19 protein-coding genes and 1 riboswitch are annotated in these 17,557 nt (G+C 36.4%); of the genes, 15 read left to right on the plus strand and 4 right to left on the minus strand.

The features are described from left to right. The first annotated feature begins 459 nt into the window (after positions 1-459). The gene (locus LG329_RS17080) at positions 460-1,188 is read left to right on the plus strand and encodes an MOSC domain-containing protein (protein ID WP_404452036.1); all 729 of its coding nucleotides are present in this window, start codon (positions 460-462) and stop codon (positions 1,186-1,188) included. A gap of 123 nt (positions 1,189-1,311) precedes the next feature. Here LG329_RS17080 and LG329_RS17085 read toward each other — a convergent pair whose 3' ends face one another. Beyond that, positions 1,312-2,208 (minus strand): LysR family transcriptional regulator, encoded by an 897-nt coding sequence (locus LG329_RS17085; protein WP_404452037.1) that lies wholly within the window; start codon positions 2,206-2,208, stop codon positions 1,312-1,314. Between the two features lie 131 nt (positions 2,209-2,339). Between LG329_RS17085 and LG329_RS17090 the strand changes: the two genes are divergently transcribed. Continuing rightward, positions 2,340-2,918, plus strand: coding sequence for a LysE family transporter (locus LG329_RS17090; protein WP_404452038.1), 579 nt, complete (start codon positions 2,340-2,342; stop codon positions 2,916-2,918). 228 nt (positions 2,919-3,146) lie between these two features. Here LG329_RS17090 and LG329_RS17095 read toward each other — a convergent pair whose 3' ends face one another. Then, the gene (locus tag LG329_RS17095; protein ID WP_404456745.1) at positions 3,147-3,419 is read right to left on the minus strand and encodes a DUF1292 domain-containing protein; all 273 of its coding nucleotides are present in this window, start codon (positions 3,417-3,419) and stop codon (positions 3,147-3,149) included. A gap of 360 nt (positions 3,420-3,779) precedes the next feature. Here LG329_RS17095 and gdhA point away from each other — a divergent pair, with 360 nt between their 5' ends. The 5 genes from gdhA (at position 3,780) to LG329_RS17120 (ending at position 9,094) form a co-directional block, all read left to right on the plus strand. Next, positions 3,780-5,165 (plus strand): NADP-specific glutamate dehydrogenase, encoded by a 1,386-nt coding sequence (gene gdhA, locus LG329_RS17100; RefSeq protein WP_404452039.1) that lies wholly within the window; start codon positions 3,780-3,782, stop codon positions 5,163-5,165. Positions 5,166-5,445: 280 nt separating this feature from the next. Beyond that, on the plus strand, positions 5,446-6,486 hold the full coding sequence (locus LG329_RS17105) for a hypothetical protein (RefSeq protein ID WP_404452040.1): 1,041 nt from the start codon (positions 5,446-5,448) through the stop codon (positions 6,484-6,486). Positions 6,487-6,650: 164 nt separating this feature from the next. After that, positions 6,651-7,193 carry a dihydrofolate reductase family protein gene (locus tag LG329_RS17110; RefSeq protein WP_404452041.1) on the plus strand — a complete coding sequence of 181 codons (543 nt, stop codon included), beginning with the start codon at positions 6,651-6,653 and terminating at the stop codon, positions 7,191-7,193. Positions 7,194-7,667: 474 nt separating this feature from the next. After that, a complete protein-coding gene (locus tag LG329_RS17115; RefSeq protein WP_404452042.1) occupies positions 7,668-8,045 on the plus strand; it encodes an SET domain-containing protein in 378 nt (125 codons plus the stop codon). Between the two features lie 125 nt (positions 8,046-8,170). Continuing rightward, on the plus strand, positions 8,171-9,094 hold the full coding sequence (locus LG329_RS17120) for a protein kinase (protein ID WP_404452043.1): 924 nt from the start codon (positions 8,171-8,173) through the stop codon (positions 9,092-9,094). A gap of 263 nt (positions 9,095-9,357) precedes the next feature. Here the strand turns inward: LG329_RS17120 and LG329_RS17125 are convergent, their stop codons facing one another. Further along, complete coding sequence (locus LG329_RS17125) at positions 9,358-9,804, minus strand: YkvA family protein (RefSeq protein ID WP_404452044.1); 447 nt, start codon at positions 9,802-9,804, stop codon at positions 9,358-9,360. Positions 9,805-10,129: 325 nt separating this feature from the next. Between LG329_RS17125 and LG329_RS17130 the strand changes: the two genes are divergently transcribed. Both LG329_RS17130 and LG329_RS17135 read left to right on the plus strand, forming a co-directional pair. Then, the gene (locus LG329_RS17130; protein WP_404452045.1) at positions 10,130-10,879 is read left to right on the plus strand and encodes a hypothetical protein; all 750 of its coding nucleotides are present in this window, start codon (positions 10,130-10,132) and stop codon (positions 10,877-10,879) included. A gap of 56 nt (positions 10,880-10,935) precedes the next feature. Then, positions 10,936-11,343, plus strand: a complete 408-nt coding sequence (locus LG329_RS17135) for a hypothetical protein (RefSeq protein ID WP_404452046.1) — start codon at positions 10,936-10,938, stop codon at positions 11,341-11,343. A gap of 59 nt (positions 11,344-11,402) precedes the next feature. Here LG329_RS17135 and LG329_RS17140 read toward each other — a convergent pair whose 3' ends face one another. Next, entirely contained in the window at positions 11,403-11,912 is a 510-nt protein-coding gene (locus LG329_RS17140) for a DUF3967 domain-containing protein (RefSeq protein WP_404452047.1), read from the minus strand. Positions 11,913-12,424: 512 nt separating this feature from the next. On the opposite strand from LG329_RS17140, the gene LG329_RS17145 reads away from it, so the two are divergent. The 6 genes from LG329_RS17145 (at position 12,425) to LG329_RS17170 (ending at position 17,364) form a co-directional block, all read left to right on the plus strand. Continuing rightward, the gene (locus LG329_RS17145) at positions 12,425-12,868 is read left to right on the plus strand and encodes a hypothetical protein (protein ID WP_404452048.1); all 444 of its coding nucleotides are present in this window, start codon (positions 12,425-12,427) and stop codon (positions 12,866-12,868) included. Positions 12,869-13,158: 290 nt separating this feature from the next. Further along, positions 13,159-13,273: riboswitch (TPP riboswitch) on the plus strand. A 335-nt stretch (positions 13,274-13,608) separates the two neighbouring features. Further along, positions 13,609-14,277 (plus strand): thiazole tautomerase TenI, encoded by a 669-nt coding sequence (tenI, locus tag LG329_RS17150; protein ID WP_404452049.1) that lies wholly within the window; start codon positions 13,609-13,611, stop codon positions 14,275-14,277. Continuing rightward, the gene (thiO, locus tag LG329_RS17155) at positions 14,261-15,382 is read left to right on the plus strand and encodes a glycine oxidase ThiO (protein WP_404452050.1); all 1,122 of its coding nucleotides are present in this window, start codon (positions 14,261-14,263) and stop codon (positions 15,380-15,382) included. Before tenI ends, thiO begins: the two co-directional genes overlap by 17 nt. After that, on the plus strand, positions 15,379-15,582 hold the full coding sequence (thiS, locus tag LG329_RS17160) for a sulfur carrier protein ThiS (RefSeq protein WP_404452051.1): 204 nt from the start codon (positions 15,379-15,381) through the stop codon (positions 15,580-15,582). The genes thiO and thiS overlap by 4 nt, the downstream gene beginning before the upstream one ends. Before the next feature lies 1 nt (position 15,583). Further along, entirely contained in the window at positions 15,584-16,348 is a 765-nt protein-coding gene (locus tag LG329_RS17165) for a thiazole synthase (RefSeq protein ID WP_404452052.1), read from the plus strand. After that, positions 16,348-17,364 (plus strand): MoeB/ThiF family adenylyltransferase, encoded by a 1,017-nt coding sequence (locus LG329_RS17170; protein WP_404456748.1) that lies wholly within the window; start codon positions 16,348-16,350, stop codon positions 17,362-17,364. The genes LG329_RS17165 and LG329_RS17170 overlap by 1 nt, the downstream gene beginning before the upstream one ends. Positions 17,365-17,557 lie beyond the last annotated feature (193 nt).

Genomic DNA, 17,557 nt, shown 5'->3' on the forward strand with positions numbered 1-17,557 from the left:
AATGTGGAAATTGTTTAAAGCTAAACATAAAGACATGTACCTGTTAATAAAGAGGAATTTACTATGTTTTTTGGTAAGAACCGATATTTTCTTGCCCGACCTTCATCATGCATAGCCGATATGATGGATCGGTTCCTTTGGGAACATGCCCATTATGCCCACCAACAAATCCCAAGTTCCGAATTATATTTACTTGATTCATGGGGCTGATGATGTAAATGGAAGGTTTATAGAATTTCTTACACATTTTTCATAAAGCAAAACGTTTGTTAATGATGGATGTGTAACTGTCCGCAATACGAACGGACGCTTTCTGGAATAAAGATCAGCGCTCATTTAAAGGGCCTTTTTGTTGAAGACCCTTCTCAAAGGCAGTTGGTTATTTATGTTAAAATAGATACAGAAGACGCAGTAGAGTTGAAATGTCCTTGTTAAGCTTATAGGGGAGGAGTGAATGAAATGTTAATCGGTCATATGAAGGAAATTGTTCGTCATCCAGTAAAATCTTTTTCCGGAGAAAGTGTGCAAAAATCTAAAATAATGGGATATGGTTTATATGGAGACCGCAGCCACGCTTATTTAGATGAATCAAAAAAAGAAGATTTCTTAACAATAACAAAATTCCCAGAAATGGTTCGATATAAAGCAAGATTTGTAGGAGAAGAATTGATGGAGGAATATCCGAAAGTGGAAGTCATGACTCCTGAGGGGAAGGTTTTTGGTTGGGAAGACGCGGAATTAATTAAAGAAATGGAAAACAAATCGAACCGAAAAATTGCTACTATTGAATATACCCCTTCACACGTGCCTATTGGACCAATTGCAGTAGAACACATTCAACTTGTAACAGATGCTTCAGTAGATAATTTGGAAGAAATGTGGGGGAAAGACGAGGTTGATTTTCGGCGTTTTCGCCCTAATTTATTTATTTCATTAAAAGAAAAAATACCGTTTATTGAAGAAGAATGGATTGGCAGACGAATAAAAATAGGAAGTGAAGTAGAAATTCAATTAGTAGGACATTGTAAAAGGTGTATGATTATTACTGTAAATCCTGATAATGCTGAACGAGATTCAAGTTTGCATAAAACGGTTATAAAAGAAAGAAAAAATAATTTTGGCGTTTATGCTTCTGTGATAAATACAGGTGATATTCATGTAGATGATGAAGTTCATCTTGTTGATTAATTTTAGTTAAAAGGAACATTATTTATTTAAAGCAAACAATGAATTTTGGACATAGCATATCGTTTAGTATAACTATTAAGTTTGCTTACTCTGCCTACCGTAAATAACCATAATTTTATTCAACTAAGACACTCCTTTATCCATTTCAGTAAATGAATTTAAAACAAGTTCAACAAATGCTTCAACGGCTGGAGACAACCATCTTTTCTTTTTGATTAGCATATGGGAATAAATTGGGTCAAATTTTTCAGAATGACTTAGGATTTTCAGCTTGCCACTATCAACTTCTTCTTTCACTGTAATATAAGGTAATACAGCAAATCCAAGTCCACTCATCACCGTTTGTTTGATTGCTTCTATACTCCATAACTCCATGGTTTGAAAGTTGTGAATGCTATGCTTTAAGAGGTACCTTTCAAACATTAATCGGTAACTACATCCTTCTTCGTTTGTTATAAAAAAGTATTGAAGATTATCTTTTTTATATTCATCAAAATGATCCGGACCATCATTACTGCTCACAAGGACGATTTTCTCCTCACCTAAGGAATAATGAATGCACTTTTCGAGATTTAATTCTGGATATACCATTAAAGCAATGTCTACCCGTCCGCTTACTAAGTCAGCTTGATTTTGTCCACAGGTACCATTGGTTAGCGTGAGCTTCACTTGAGGGTATCTTAAGGAATATTCCCTAATGATTGGGCCTAATCGAGAGATGGTTAAAGATTCTGGCGCAGCCACCCTTAATCCTCCCTTAACTTCGGGGCCGCTTTGCATGTCCTTTATCTGATCATGGGTAGAAAGTAAATCCTCCGCTAAAGGTATTAATTCTCTACTTAAATGAGTTAGCTGTAATTTCCTATTTTCAAAAGTGAAAAGCTCGCCACCAATGTCGTGTTCAAGTGCTTGAATGTGAGAGGTTATGGTAGATTGAGTGTAACCCAACTTCGAAGCAGCCCCTGTATAACTTCCTACTTCCACAATGGTTTGAAACGTTATCAGGTGTCTAATTTCCATATTAATTCTCCTTAATTAAAAGATGTATCGAAAAAAATGATAATGATTTTATAAATTTCAATTTTATTTATAGATAACATTATCATACAATAAAAGCAGTCCATTAACAAATTAGTAATGAAGGTGAACAAATGAGTATAATAGCATTTCTTTCATATGTAATAATTACATCAATTACGCCTGGTCCAAGTAACATCTTAATGATGAATGAAGCACGAAAATGTGGCATTGTAGGGGCATGGCAGTTTAGCAGCGGAATCTTGGTAGGATTTGCTGTACTTGGAATTATGAGTGGGGTACTCACAACAAGTCTATACAATTTAATTCCTATTGTAGAGCCATATTTTAAATTCGCTGGTTCAGCATATCTACTGTACTTGGCTTGGCAAATTGGTTTTCCAAAAGGTTCAAAGAAAGGGGATAAGAATAAGCAATCCTCCTTTTTATCAGGTTTTATCTTTCAGGTTATTAACATAAAAAGTATTTTGTTCTTTTTAACAGTGATGAGCGCTTTTATTCTGCCATTTCATCATTCTATTAAACCCATCGTATTTTATTTAACTTTAGCCATTTTTCTAGGGTGGTTAGCACTGCTCGTATGGTCAGGATTTGGTTCTATCTTTAAAAATTTATTCATAAAATATGACAAGTCCTTTCGAGTTATTATGTGTATGTTGTTGATGTATTCTGCGGTAACTATTTATCTTTAAACTAAACAGATGAGCAGTCCATGCTTCTTGTGCTCGTACTTATATTTAAGATATATTGAACCGAAATATTAAGCTCAAGGTTGATGATTATTCTAAAGCAAACGGACGCACTTCCTGAGTAAGGAACTGCGCCTTTTTTGCATGAAAGGGTTATTTTCTTGGTGATTCTGAGCTAAAGAATGAAAATAAGCGCCCCTTGAGATACCAGCTCATAAAGGGCGCTTATATCTATTCCTCTTCTAAAATGGCATCAAATGCCTCGGATACTTTGTTAAATTCCTCATCAGACTCAATAGCTGATAAGTCACGTTCACCGTCGATTTTGAGGAAAAAGATATCAATATCATCTTCACTTTCTTCTTGTAAATCTTGTGAAAAGCTGACAGCAACATAGTCAGTTCCCCCTAATGTAACCTTTGCCAACACTTCAACTGGTTGTTCATCTTCCGTTTCATCACTAATTGTAAAAACTTCGCCAACTTCGATTTCTGCCATATTAATTTTCCCTCCTCTTACTTGTCCATATCTATTTTTTCCCTTTAAGTGTGAAATTAATGCAATCTAATTAGACTTTGTTGTTTCTTTTTACCATTATTAAAAAAATATTGTTTAAATAGTCAAAATAATGTATAATGTAAATAATCATATAATACGGTGCTCGCTACACCATTTCAGCTAAGTGTCAAGCCCTTTAAAGAGGGGCTTTCATATTAGAGGATAAAGTAAAGTAACTACCCTAATTACTTACCAGGGTGGTTACTTTACTTTTAAGATTATGTTCATATCCTTAGTTTCATTAAAATAAAAAAAAATTACTTTGATTAAGATTTTAAATTTATTTAAAGGGGCGGAATACGATATATGAATACTACTTTAGAAATGAGTAAACAAACTGAACTTCAAACTGCTAAGAATTATGTGGAGCAGGTTTATCGGACTATTAAGAAACGTGATCCACATGAAGTGGAATTCCATCAAGCAGTTAAAGAAATCTTTGATTCTCTTGTTCTTGTTTTTGCAAAACATCCAGAATTCATTGGTAAGGGATTACTCGAAAGATTGGTGGAACCTGAAAGGGTTATTACGTTTAGAGTATCCTGGGTAGATGATCAGGGGAAAACACAAGTTAATCGCGGTTTCCGTGTTCAATTTAACAGTGCAATCGGGCCATATAAGGGCGGCTTACGATTCCATCCCTCTGTAAATACCAGCGTCACTAAGTTTTTAGGCTTCGAACAAATCTTCAAGAACTCGCTGACTGGCCAGCAAATTGGTGGAGGAAAAGGTGGCTCTGACTTTGATCCCAAAGGTAAATCAGACGGGGAAGTTATGCGTTTTACTCAAAGTTTCATGACTGAACTTAGCAAACACATTGGTTCTGACGTAGATGTACCGGCGGGTGATATAGGAGTTGGTTCGAGAGAAATCGGCTATTTATTTGGTCAATATAAAAGAATGCGTGGCAACTTCGAACCTGGCGTATTAACAGGAAAGGGCCTCGAATATGGCGGCAGTTTAGCGCGAACACAAGCAACTGGCTATGGTGCAATCTATTTTGTGAAAGAAATGCTGAAAAACAAAGGCCTTAGCTTAGAAGGGCAAACAGTTGTCGTATCTGGTTCTGGAAATGTTTCTATCTATGCTATCGAAAAAGCTACTGAGCTAGGTGTGAAGGTCGTTGCCTGTAGTGACTCTGACGGATACATTTATGACGAAAGTGGCATAAATCTTGATACTGTTAGACGATTGAAAGAAATAGAAAGAGCCAGAATTAGTGAGTATGTGATCGAACATCCTACTGCACAATATATAGAAGGGTGTTCTGGCATTTGGACCCTCCCATGCGACATTGCTTTACCGTGCGCAACTCAAAATGAAATTAACGAAGAAGCAGCGAAAAGGCTTGTTCTAGGTGGGGTCAAAGCTGTCGGTGAAGGAGCCAATATGCCATCCTCACTGGAAGCGATTGAGGTATTTTTAGAAAATGGTGTCCTTTTCGGTCCTGGGAAAGCTGTCAATGCAGGTGGTGTAGCTGTTTCATCTTTAGAAATGGCTCAAAACCAAAGTGGCGTATCATGGTCGTTTGAAAAAGTGGATAGAAAGTTACACAAAATCATGGAAGACATCTTCCAAAGGAGCTTAAGAGCTTCTGAAGAATATGGTCATCCAGGGAATCTTGTTATAGGAGCTAATATCGCAGGGTTTAATAAAGTTGCTAAGGCTATGTTGGCACAAGGAGTCATTTAATTTTATAAACGTATTGGGTGGGTGCTGATCCTTGTTAAAGGAAGTGCCCATTTTTTTAAAAGGAAAGAAAGTAAAAAACTTTGGCGTTAATCTGTCTAGCTCCAGCGCCTAGCCCGCCTGAGGTTTTAAGTCAAATCTCTTTGTGATAAAAATCATCACTAAGAGATTCGCCTTAAACTTGTCGGGGCTGACCAAGGCGCTTGCGCTTTTCTTAATTGTTTTGAAAAGCTTGTCTTTTATCACTTCAATTATCATAAGATAATGATGAGGTGAAGCGACGATGAATCAACTGACTTCTATATTAATTTTAGCTGCAACATATGTTGGAACAGTTGTCGGTGCTGGTTTTTCAACGGGGAAAGAAATCGTTACATTTTTTAGTTTGAATGGGGCTTTAGGAACAATTGGTATTGCTATTACTGGGTTTTTGTTTATTGTGGTCGGGTCGAAGATTATGATCATTTCAGCTCGTATTCAAGCTTATTCTTTTCAAGAGTTTAACGTATATATATTCGGCATTAAGGTTGGTAAAATTGTTAATATCCTCATTTTTATCGTCGTTGTTTGCGTCACTTCTGTTATGTTGTCGGGTGCAGGAGCAGTTTTTCATGAACAACTTGGTCTTCCTTATCAAATGGGAATTATCACAACGCTTTTTCTCTGTTATATCGTAATATTGAAAGGTTTAAAAGGAATTTTTGCAATCAACTCATACACTGTTCCATTGATGATTATTTTCAGTCTGTTTGTTGCGGTTGCGATATTTGGCAAGCAACCTCATCTGCTTTTGGAACAAGTGATTCCAGACCAGCTATCGGCTGACTTATCATGGGCTGTTTCTCCTTTTACATATGCTGCGTTTAATTTAATGACTGCACAAGTCGTGCTTGTACCACTTGGAAATGAAATTCGTGATGAGCGTATCCTTAGATGGGGAGGATTTTGGGGTGGACTAGTTCTATTTTTTATATTATTAACGAATCACTTCTCATTGTCTGTCTTTCCAGAAACGTTTTCACACGAGATACCGATGGCTGATATAGTAAAACGTTTCGGAACCTTCATTCATGTCTTATTTTTATTCGTTATTTATGGAGAAATCTTCAATTCTGTCGTCGGAAACATTTTCGGGGTAACGCGTCAATTAAAGTCAACATTTGGTCTTCGTTATCATCATGCCGTTTTGCTTATTATGCTCGTGATATTTCTGATCAGTCAGGCGGGGTATGGGAAGTTAGTTTCGGTATTGTATCCGCTTTTTGGTTACATGAGTTTGTTTGCTCTAGTAGTTTTGTTAATTAAAAAAATACCTGAGAGATAAAAAGAATGAACATTAATTTGTACATCAAAATGGGCTGTTTTTTTTCGATTTGAATTAAATGAGAATTGGTACTTTTATGGTAAATTATATAAGAGTCTGTACAGTAGTAATAAATGTTGCATTAGAAATTGAAAGACAAAACATAAATAATGGAGGCGTGACAAATGAGTGATGTTCGAACGAAGCTAGTGTTCTACGGAGCAGTAAGTGTGGATGGCTATATTGCACGAAATAATCATTCATTAGATTGGCTGTTGGGGACTGAGGGAGAAGAAGAAATTGGGTATGAGGATTTCTACGCTACCATTGATATCATTTTGATGGGCAGAAAAACCTATGATCAAATCTTGAACGATGTACCTGGAGAATTCCCCTATAAGGGCAAGCAATGCTATGTTTTTTCTCGTACAATAACTGGATCAAATAATTTAGTGGATTTCATCAATGAAGATATTGTGGAGTTCACGAAATCGTTGGAAAAACTTTCTGAGAAACGGATTTGGGTTGTTGGAGGTGGAGAAGTGTTATATCCACTTCTTCAAGAGGAACTCATAGACGAATTTATTATTCAAATCGCTCCTTCAGTCATTGGTCGTGGAATTCCGTTGTTTATTCCAGGAGAACAAGAAAACCAGTTGAAACTTCTAAATGTAAAGCGAAACAAACAATTGGCGGAATTGCATTACGAATTAAAGCGAGACATTTAAACAATCGGGCGCACTTCTTAAATAAGTAGGCGCCCTTCTTTAAAGGGTTATATTGTTGAGGATGTAGTGAGATTAAATCCTTATATGAAACATTTGGTGAACTGAAAAAGGAAACGAATATTTCAACTCCAAATTGGGACGACCTTAAAAAACAATCAAGTGTTAAGTATAGAGATGAGATTATTTGTTAGAGAAGTGATTCTCGTATATGTATAACCAAATTGCTTTTACAAATTCAATTTAACATGCAAGATGGGCGCTTTTCCTTAATAAGGAGAAGCGCCATCTTGCATATCAGGGACAGTTTGTAGAATAACCAGGATTTCTATTTTAGAATATTTGAATCAGGGGCAATAATTAAAGAATATCGTCGCATACATATTGGAAATTCTTTTTTCTAAATTAAATGACCCCAATGTTAAAATTAAATGTTACAGTTAGAAAGAATATTTTAAAAGAGAGTAGGCGAACAACATGATTGAGGTAAAAACATCTTCACTAAGTGATGGAGTATTCAACAGAGGGGTATTTGCTACAAGTGATATAAAAAAAGGAGAGCTTGTACATGAAGCACCTGTCATTTCTTATCCAAACGACCAGCACCAACACATAGAGCAAACCATACTCGGTGATTACGCTTTTGAGTATGGGATAAATCATTCTGCTATCCTTCTTGGTTTTGGAATGTTGTATAACCATTCTTATGCACCTAATGCGATTTATGAGATTAATTTTGGAAATCACACATTTGACTTCTATGCTTTCACAGATATAAAAGCAGGAGATGAGATTCTAATCAATTACAATGGCGATGTTGATGACAAAGATCCACTGTGGTTTAATCAGGACTAAAAAAAATGTATGCTATTAAGAAGAAGTGAAACTTATAAAGTTGATCAGCAATCGGGCGCATTTCCTGGATAAGGATTTGCGTCATTTCTTATGAAACGGACCTTATTGTATAAAAGGCCATTATGTTGAGAGTATATGTTAAAATCGAAGTGTTATTGGATACTAAATCAGACAACTATCGCTATGTAGTATCAAATCCAAATTTAAAAGAAGAGGTGAGGAAAGTTTCAATATTGCGTTCAATTCGAAAAGTTTATCAGTTTTTTGTAGATATACCTATTAAAGAAGGGACGGTTTTGAACGATCGCTATGAGGTTTTGAATGTTTTAGGAACTGGAAGCTATGGCATTGTTTATCTCTGCAAGGATTTGAAGTCACAAGAGAATAGAGTGGTCAAACAGCTTCGTCCAAGTAAACGTCGTAACAAAAAAGGGGTTGAGCTGTTTAAAAGTGAAACCTCTATTTTGCGTACACTGAACCACAAAAATATGCCAATTTTTTATGAAACTTTTAATGACGAATATTCTTATTATGTAATGAGTTTCATTGAAGGGGAAAATTTGGAGGACCAAATTTTTTACAGTAAGAAAAATTTTAACGAGAAAGAGTCTTTACTAATTTTGGATCAACTGCTCGAATTAGTCCATTATCTTCACAAAAAAGACATTTACCATCAGGATTTACGTATTCCAAACATGTTACTTAAAAATAATGAGCTCTTTTTAATCGATTTTGGTTTGTCTCAGCAGAGAGGATTGGTTGACCCAATCCAAGTACCATCTAGTTCTTTGCATAACCAACAAGAAGGTATCTTAGAAATGAAACAACAGGACTACTATGATTTAGGAGAAATACTTTTATATTTGCTTTATACGACTTATTCTTCCAAAAATAAAAAAGCTCTTCCTTGGACAGAAGAACTTTCTTTAGAAAAGGGAACCGTTCATTTGCTGAAAAGACTATTAGGAATCAAAGAACCTTATTCAACTATTAGTGAAATATCAGTCGATCTTCATACTGTACTTAAATCGAAAGAAAAAGAACATTAACCGCAGAAAGGAAGATTAGCTGCTGCTCCGTCCCTTCCGTTTGTAGTGTTTACTTCCACTCAGTGGAGATCGTTTATATCTTCCGTTGCTGCTACTACTGCCTCGGCGATAACCACCATGTCTTCGCTCGCTGCTGCCTTGGGATAGTTGCTTGATTTGCTTTAATACTTTTTTTAACATTTTTTACCTCTTTTCATCTTTTTTAGAGCATGATGTTCTAGTTTAGTCTAGCATAGATTAAGGACAAAACTATAAATCCTGAGCTAGACCTCTTTTTCTGGTTTGAAATTTTCCTCTATTTCATTATTCCCATCATAGTTTTCACCAAAAATCTTCTTCATTCGCTCATGTGCGTTTTGTTTTATTGAATCATCTATATGAGCTTTTATTTTATATAATGCATAAACGATCACCATTGTATCATCTGCAAATCCTACCAGCGGAATGAAGTCTGGTACAATATCTATAGGTAGAATAAGGTATCCTAGTGCACCCGCTATAGTCAATTTAGTCGACTTAGGGGTATTGGGACTTTTAAATGCATAGAATAAAAGCAGACTATAAAAGGAAATTTTGACTCCCATTTTCCTAGCATATTTAAGAAGTTTACTAACATATTTGTTTTCAGAAAAATGTTTTTCCTTTCCTTTAATTGCTTCAGTAGAATCAAAGTTCTCTAATTTTTTATCGTAATCTTTATCTTGTGACACGTTATCTTCTCCTTAATTATTCCTGAATTTATTTACTTTTAGTATAAACCTTTTAATTTCCATTACCCCCTTATAATAAAGAAAGAAGTTGGAATGAATATGTTATAAATGTGGCAAAAATGAGTAATAAATCGGGGGAGTTGGTAATTACAGAACGATGCTAACCCATTATGTTACCAGCCCTATTCAAAAGGGCGCTATCCTTGAATAAGGATCCGCGCTCGTTTTTCATTAAGGGGTTTCCGGGGATAATTGGGTATTTATGGTAAGCTATATTGAAGAAGGTACTTAGACGAAGTAGATGAGCTGAAAAGGGGAATATGAAATGAGAAATATTTATGCGTTTGAAAGTCAAGGGGATTATATAAAATATCAGGATATTATTGAAAGGTTTGGTGCGAAAATAGAAAAGTATCAAAGAATAATGGTAGAGGATTTTGAACTCATTGACCCTCCAAAAGGAATAGTATGGACAACTGAGGAATTAGCAACTACTGTTTTCTCTGATATACCTATACCAGCCTACACCAATAAAGATGTTATTTATATTTCTCCGGATTTATCAACTTGGAGAAAATTATTCATTAAACAATTAGATGGACATAGAAATCCTAAAGTTGAGAAATTCTATGAAAATATGTCTGAGAATCAGTTATTTACCATAGTTGCACATGAATTAACGCACCATTCGGACTTGTTTTTAGATGAATTCGATGATGAGAGAGAAGATAGTATTTGGTTTGAAGAAGGTATGTGCGACTATTTATCAAGAAAAATGACATTAGATGAATCCGAATTTAAAGAAATAACAGAGGTAGAGTTAGAATTAGTAGAAATGTTTAAAGGAGAGTATGGGAAACATTCGTTAGATGAGTTTGGAAGTGGTTCTTATCAAGGTAATTTAACCAGTATAATGATTGATTATTGGCGTAGTTATCTTTCCATAAAATATTTAATAGAAGTTCATGCTAATAATGACATCAAACAAATTTTTAGTGAATATCACAACTGGGATAAAGAAGGTAGGAAAGTTCCGCTAACTGAGTATTTCGAACTGAATACGGTATTAAAATAACTGGTGCATTACTTTAACAAGAGTTACTCAACTAATGGTAAAGGGGGAATCAAAACTTGAAGAAAGAACAGACTATAAAGCTTGTAAATTGGTTTGTTTTTTTCGTCTTCCTTGTTTTAGGCATTGTTACGGCTATTATGACGTTTTCCGATTTAGTTCATGCGAGTTATGCGGAGAGGATGCAGTCTCAATCTCAGATAGAGGTTGAATGGAATGAGACGAGACGAAATTTAGGAATTACTCTGCTAATCCTTTCTGTTCTGTTAATAGTATTTTGGAAGCGGTTATTTCCGTTTAATGTTCCTTTTGCAATAATTATAATGGGACTAATCTATGAATTATTTTATCTGACCTATTTCTCTGGTTGGGTGGGTGTTCAAGGGGTTGTTGGATTAGTGGTTGCCGTTCTGACAGGGATTGTAATGATAATAATATACGCCATTTTAAGGAGTAAGAGAAAGTAGAACCTGAATAAAAGGGTATCTTTAACCCGTTCGGAAAAGTTTAGGTACCCTACACTTATCTATTGTTTCCAAAACTTCCACCACTTTTTTTGTTTAGTTGCAGCAAGTTGTTTTTGTGTTTCTAAACTCTGACTCATAGCAATCATTAAGTTTTGATCTCGTTCTTCTAATCTAGTATCAATATAGCCCTGTTGTTTCTTAAGTTGTTCTAAGAGTTCTTGGTTAAAAGCATGTTGTTGTTTCTGGAAGGTTTTAAATTCATCCAATAAGTTGCTATATTCCGTGCTATATTGTTTTTTGCCTATAGCAACCCCCGAGACATCATCTCCATTTTTCCAAGCTATGACTGACTTTGTCGCCTTTTCTAACGCCATAGTGCCTTTGAAGTCAATCAATTTTCTTAAAACAATTACATCATCATCAAAAAACCCTCTGTGTCCATACTCGTTTTTATGAAATTGATACCCTTCTTTTTCTAGAAAATCACAATACTTTCTAACGGTGCTAGCATGGATCTGAAACAATTCAGCTATATTTTTAGTATCATAAATAGTTTGTTGTTCGCTCATTTTATTCACCGCCTTACAAATTATATTCGATAAAAATAAACGCTTTTCCTTCTTTTTTATCTATAAATTTTGACGGCATAAAACTTCTGAAAAAAATGCAGTAATTTAAAGAGATATTTAAGGGAAAAATACTAGCAAAATCAGAACATGAAGATTTGTATAGACAGATCCCAGGAGAAGATAATTCATTGGTGCTTGAACTGAAGAGTTTAGCAATGCACGACGCATATCATATTGGGCAAATTGTATTCCTTAGTAAAATGCAAGGAGCTTGGCCAGGGAAATGCAGCTTTTAAAAAAGCTACATTAGCTTTACAATTATTCCATTATAGGGCTCAGTAACTGAATAAGAGAGTGTATTCTTGAATCGGGCCAGATTGTAGTATATTGTTAATTCAAAAAAAAGAAAGTTAAATGTAAGCGGTCCCATTGACGCAACTTCTTATTCTATGTAAGATAATTTTAAAGATACGAACTGAAATAGGTGTTTTATAAGGAAAGTGATGGAAAAAATGCTTTATATATGGAACATTGAGCGGATAATTAAAGCAATATTGAAGGAACTCAATCTAGATATTAACTGTGAGTTTAACAATGATTTAGCTGTACCAATGAGTTATAACGTATCAACAAAGACGATAAAATTTAATTATCTCCAAGTAAATGGGTTTATCAGTAAATTATTTAAACTAAAAGAGACGGATGAAAACATTGTTAAACTAATCCTTTATCATGAACTTGGTTATTATTTGGATTTTAAGCAAAACAAACGTGATTTAAAGATACTAATGTATGGGGAAGATGATGAAAAAGAAGAGCTTCAATCGGAAATAGAAGCGAATGCTTGGGAATATGGCAGGACATTGGTACCTGAACAATTAGTAAAGTCCTATGATAAAATACGTGAATTCGAAAAGATGCGTATACAGGGAGTTACTAGTAAGCCATTTTCTTGAATTCGTTCATTAATTACCATTACTTGAAGGGCGATTGATGTGGATTTGAAATAAAGTTTAACCGTTTATAAAAAAGTTGCACCGTTTTACCCCTTTGGATATGATTTGTCCAAAGGGTATTATTATGGAAAAATAACATATTATATTCCGTAATCGGGCTTTTCCTAAATAAGGAGAGGGTAGTTATCTGTTAGAAGTCATATTATTAAAATAGTTTTATCAGACGGATAATTTCACTTTCCAGTTATTGACTTTTTAAATGACTACTATATACTATAGTTAAATTGAATATAAATAACTAGGGGAGCCCAATGAGTTGGGCTGAGAAGGAAACGCGTTGAAGTTTCTTGACTCTTTGGACCTGATCTGGATCATACCAGCGTAGGAAAGTTAGAATTATCAACACTACCTTTACATACAGATTTGCCGGGTCCATTCATTTAATATGGACCCGGCATTTTTATGTACTTCGATACACTTTTCTACTTGGTGTGCTCAGTATCTCGTCCTAATCATTAGAAAAGGGAGAGATTTATTTGACACCGTCCTCATAAAACGAAAAAACATTTCCATCATGCATGTCTAATTTTTTAGGTAGTAAAAAAAGTAATGGATTATTCGAAATTCACCGGTACGAAGGAGGCTATTGAGAAAGGGATGCAGGAGAAAGCTGAAGAATTCAAGAAATCTGGTGGGTCTATTTATCAGTAACTTTCCATGGGGGGAGTTGAGAAGCTTAAATGAAATTATCAAGTGAATCGTATGTAAAAGAGCAATTGATGACACCAGAATTGAATGTGATATCAACTGGCCGCCAACCACTGGATACATTGGTACGGAGAGCTGAAAAAATTCATCCATATATTGATGCTATTCATATTAGAGAAAAAACGTGGACAGCAAATGAAATGGTTATTGCGATTGAAATGTTACGTTCAAAAGGCGTTCCAAGAAAAAAAATAGTCGTAAATGATCGGGTGGATGTTGCACACGTAATGAACATTCGAGGCGTTCAACTAGCACACCACAGCATAGCCGTCGAGCGTGTGAGAAATGCCTATAATCATTTGGAAATCGGCTGTTCTGTGCATGATTCGCGTGGTGCGATTGCGGCAGAAAAAAATGGCGCAGATAGATTGATTTTTGGACATGTTTTTGATACTCATTCAAAACCGGGGTTGCCCCCAAAGGGAATGGAGTGTATGAAAGAGATTGTCTCCAATGTTTCCATTCCGGTCATCGCTATTGGTGGGATAACACCTGACAATGCAGCGGATGTCATTGCTGCTGGTGCAAGTGGGATAGCCGTGTTATCGGGGGTAATGTTGGCAGACGATGAAGTAAAAGCGGTTACTAACTATAGAGACGCTATACAAAGAAAGAAGGGAGATTATGACGGAAAGATTTGATGTCATTATTGTTGGTGGTGGAGTGATTGGCAGTTCCATCGCTTTTCAGTTAAGTAAACGCAACTATAAAGTGTTGATTGTTGAAAAAGATAAATTAGCTGGGAGGGCATCCAGTGCAGCGGCAGGGATGTTGGGTGCGCAATCAGAGTTAGAAAATAATAGTCCGCTTTTTGAGGTTGCCCGTCAAAGTAGAGCGATGTTTCCTGCACTTGCCGACGAATTGAAGGAACTAACCGGTATAGATATTGAACTTATGCAAAACGGTATTTTGAAAGTGGCAATGACCAATGAGGAGTGTACACATATAAAATCCATTTCTGCCTTTCAACAAGCTGTGGGCGAAAAAGCGGAATGGTTATCTTCAGAACAGGTGAAAGAAAAAGAACCATCCATTTCTGATTCTGTTTTAGGTGGTATGTTCATGCCAAACGATGGGCAAGTATCTGCACCAAAACTCTCGATTGCATTTGCACAAGCTGCAACTGTTTTGGGTGCTCAAATTTTCGAATATACAGAAGTGTGTAACTTCCTGATCGAAAAAGGTCATGTCATTGGGGTGGAAACGGTAAACGGCAAACTTTATGCCGATGAAACCATTGTGGCTGGTGGTGCATGGAGTACCCAAATCATGAAGCATACCGGAATGAAACTGGATGTATATCCTGTAAAGGGAGAATGTTTTTCTGTTCGTTTTAAAGGGAGATTACTCAAATCTAGCATTTTTTCATCCATGGGTTATATCGTGCCGAAAGCGGGAGGGAGACTGATCATCGGAGCAACGCAAAAGCCGTACACGTTTGATGAAGCTGTCCATCTTGGGAGTGTGTCTCACTTGGTGAATAATGCAAAAAAAATCATTTCCTCATTAAAGGATGCAGAATGGGATAAAGTATGGGCGGGAATCCGACCTCAAACAGAAGATGGAATGCCATATTTAGATAAACATCCTCATGTAAACGGACTCTCTATTGCAACCGGTCATTACCGAAACGGGATTTTACTTTCCGCCTATACAGGACTGCATATGGCAGACTTGCTAGAGGGAAAGGAAGTAAACACCAACTTTTGTTTGGATCGCAAAACGATCAAGGGGGTACACGCATGAACTTAAGAATTAATGGAAAGGTTGTTCAAGTGCCGGAAGAGGTGACAACCATTTCCAACTTAATTATGCATTTTAATATCAATCATTCGGTTGTTATTGCCGAACTTAATGGAAAAATTTTGGACAAAGAAAACCATCCACTATCAGTGGTTGAGGATGGTGACAAAGTCGAGTTAGTACAATTTGTAGGAGGCGGTTGAGATGTTGACGATTGGTAGAAAGCAATTTAATTCAAGATTATTGCTAGGTACGGGAAAATATCCGAATTTTGACGTGCAAAGAGAGGCTGTTTCCGTTTCTGATGCGGAGATATTGACGTTTTCGGTACGCAGGATGAATATTTTTAAACCAAGCCAACCTAATTTTCTAGAAAAATTGGATTTGGAAAACTATAGCTTGTTACCCAATACTGCAGGTGCAAAAACGGCTGAGGAAGCGGTTCGAATTGCAAAGCTTGCCAAAGCATCAGGCCTATGTGACATGATCAAAGTTGAAGTGATCGGTTGTGACAAAACATTGTTACCTGATCCAGTTGAAACATTAAAAGCCACAGAAATGTTGCTTGAGGAAGGATTTATCGTGTTGCCGTACACTTCCGATGATGTTGTCTTGGCGAAGAAACTTGAAGAATTGGGAGCACATGCCATCATGCCAGGCGCATCCCCAATCGGGTCAGGACAAGGTATTATCAATCCATTAAACTTGAGTTTTATTATCGAACAGTCCAATGTGCCAGTTATTGTTGATGCTGGAATTGGTTCACCGAAAGATGCTGTCATGGCAATGGAGATGGGGGCAGATGCCGTTCTGTTAAACACGGCTGTTTCAGCAGCAAAGGACCCAGTTAAAATGGCAGAAGCTATGAAACTAGCTATTGCGGCGGGGAGACTCAGTTACGAGGCTGGTAGAATTCAGATAAAACGCTGTGCCACAGCTAGTAGTCCAATAGAGGGACTTAGCGTGTGATGCTAGAACGTTATTCCAGGCAACTATTATTTCCGAACATCGGAGAAGATGGACAGGTACGCTTAAAAAGCAAGCACGTATTAATCGTAGGTGTAGGAGCACTCGGAACTGGAAACGCTGAAATTTTGACCCGATCTGGTATTGGAAAACTCACGATTATTGATCGAGATTATGTGGAGTGGAGTAATTTACAGCGCCAGCAGTTGTTTACAGAATATGATGCCGAAAATCGAGTGCCAAAAGCTATTGCAGCAAAACGTCAATTAGAAAAAATCAATAGTGACGTGACGATTGATGCACACATTATGGATGTAACACCTGTTGATCTGGAACACCTTCTTGAAGATGTCGATTTGATCATGGATGGAACAGATAACTTTGATATTCGGTTGATTATAAATGATGTTTCTCAAAAACAAAACAAACCTTGGATTTATGGATCGTGCGTTGGCAGCTATGGGATCAGTTATACGATCATACCAGGTGAAACACCTTGTTTGCATTGTTTAATGAAGCAGGTTCCGTTTGGTGGTCTCACTTGTGATACGGGAGGAATTATAAGCCCTGTCGTTGGAATGGTAGTTGCACATCAAACCGTAGAAGCATTGAAAATTTTAACCGGAAATTGGACTGATTTAAGAAGAAATTTAATTTCTTTTGATTTATGGAACAATCAACAATCTGCCATAAATGTTGACCAAATCAAAAATCAGGATTGCCCATCATGTGGGAAAGCACCATCATTCCCATTTTTGGATTATGAAAATCAGATGAAAGCTGCTGTCCTCTGTGGAAGAGAAACCGTTCAAATTCGACCTGTAACAAAAGGAAAACGAAATATAGAAATAATTGCTAACAATCTCTCCAAAGTAGGACCAGTGAAACATAATTCATTCTTACTTTCCTTTACAGTGGAGAATTATCGTCTCGTGATGTTTCAAGATGGACGCGTGTTAGTTCATGGAATAAATGATGTCGAAAAAGCAAAGACACTGTATCATCGGTATTTTGCCTAACGGTAACTATTTTGGCAGGTAAGAAAGTATAAAACTTTAGCGTTTATCTGTCTAGCTCCAGCGCCTAGCCCGCCTGAGGTTTTAAGTCAAATCTCTTTGTGATAAAAATCATCACTAAGAGATTCGTCTTAAACTTGTCGGGGCTGACCAAAGCGCTTGCGCTTTTGTTCTGTGGAATAATATAGCTCTATAT

The sequence above is a fragment of the Virgibacillus necropolis genome (genome assembly GCF_044793635.1).
GTDB classification, from domain to species: domain Bacteria; phylum Bacillota; class Bacilli; order Bacillales; family Amphibacillaceae; genus Virgibacillus_F; species Virgibacillus_F necropolis_A.

Excerpts from the sequence above, each read along its gene's own strand:
- LG329_RS17165 (WP_404452052.1), top strand. The coding sequence starts at position 15,584 with ATGTTGACGATTGGTAGAAAGCAATTTAATTCAAGATTATTGCTAGGT.
- LG329_RS17090 (WP_404452038.1), top strand. The coding sequence starts at position 2,340 with ATGAGTATAATAGCATTTCTTTCATATGTAATAATTACATCAATTACG.
- tenI (WP_404452049.1), top strand. The coding sequence starts at position 13,609 with ATGAAATTATCAAGTGAATCGTATGTAAAAGAGCAATTGATGACACCA.
- LG329_RS17085 (WP_404452037.1), bottom strand. The coding sequence starts at position 2,208 with ATGGAAATTAGACACCTGATAACGTTTCAAACCATTGTGGAAGTAGGA.
- LG329_RS17110 (WP_404452041.1), top strand. The coding sequence starts at position 6,651 with ATGAGTGATGTTCGAACGAAGCTAGTGTTCTACGGAGCAGTAAGTGTG.
- thiS (WP_404452051.1), top strand. The coding sequence starts at position 15,379 with ATGAACTTAAGAATTAATGGAAAGGTTGTTCAAGTGCCGGAAGAGGTG.
- gdhA (WP_404452039.1), top strand. The coding sequence starts at position 3,780 with ATGAATACTACTTTAGAAATGAGTAAACAAACTGAACTTCAAACTGCT.
- LG329_RS17170 (WP_404456748.1), top strand. The coding sequence starts at position 16,348 with ATGCTAGAACGTTATTCCAGGCAACTATTATTTCCGAACATCGGAGAA.
- thiO (WP_404452050.1), top strand. The coding sequence starts at position 14,261 with ATGACGGAAAGATTTGATGTCATTATTGTTGGTGGTGGAGTGATTGGC.
- LG329_RS17080 (WP_404452036.1), top strand. The coding sequence starts at position 460 with ATGTTAATCGGTCATATGAAGGAAATTGTTCGTCATCCAGTAAAATCT.
- LG329_RS17140 (WP_404452047.1), bottom strand. The coding sequence starts at position 11,912 with ATGAGCGAACAACAAACTATTTATGATACTAAAAATATAGCTGAATTG.
- LG329_RS17115 (WP_404452042.1), top strand. The coding sequence starts at position 7,668 with ATGATTGAGGTAAAAACATCTTCACTAAGTGATGGAGTATTCAACAGA.
- LG329_RS17145 (WP_404452048.1), top strand. The coding sequence starts at position 12,425 with ATGCTTTATATATGGAACATTGAGCGGATAATTAAAGCAATATTGAAG.
- LG329_RS17105 (WP_404452040.1), top strand. The coding sequence starts at position 5,446 with ATGAATCAACTGACTTCTATATTAATTTTAGCTGCAACATATGTTGGA.
- LG329_RS17130 (WP_404452045.1), top strand. The coding sequence starts at position 10,130 with ATGAGAAATATTTATGCGTTTGAAAGTCAAGGGGATTATATAAAATAT.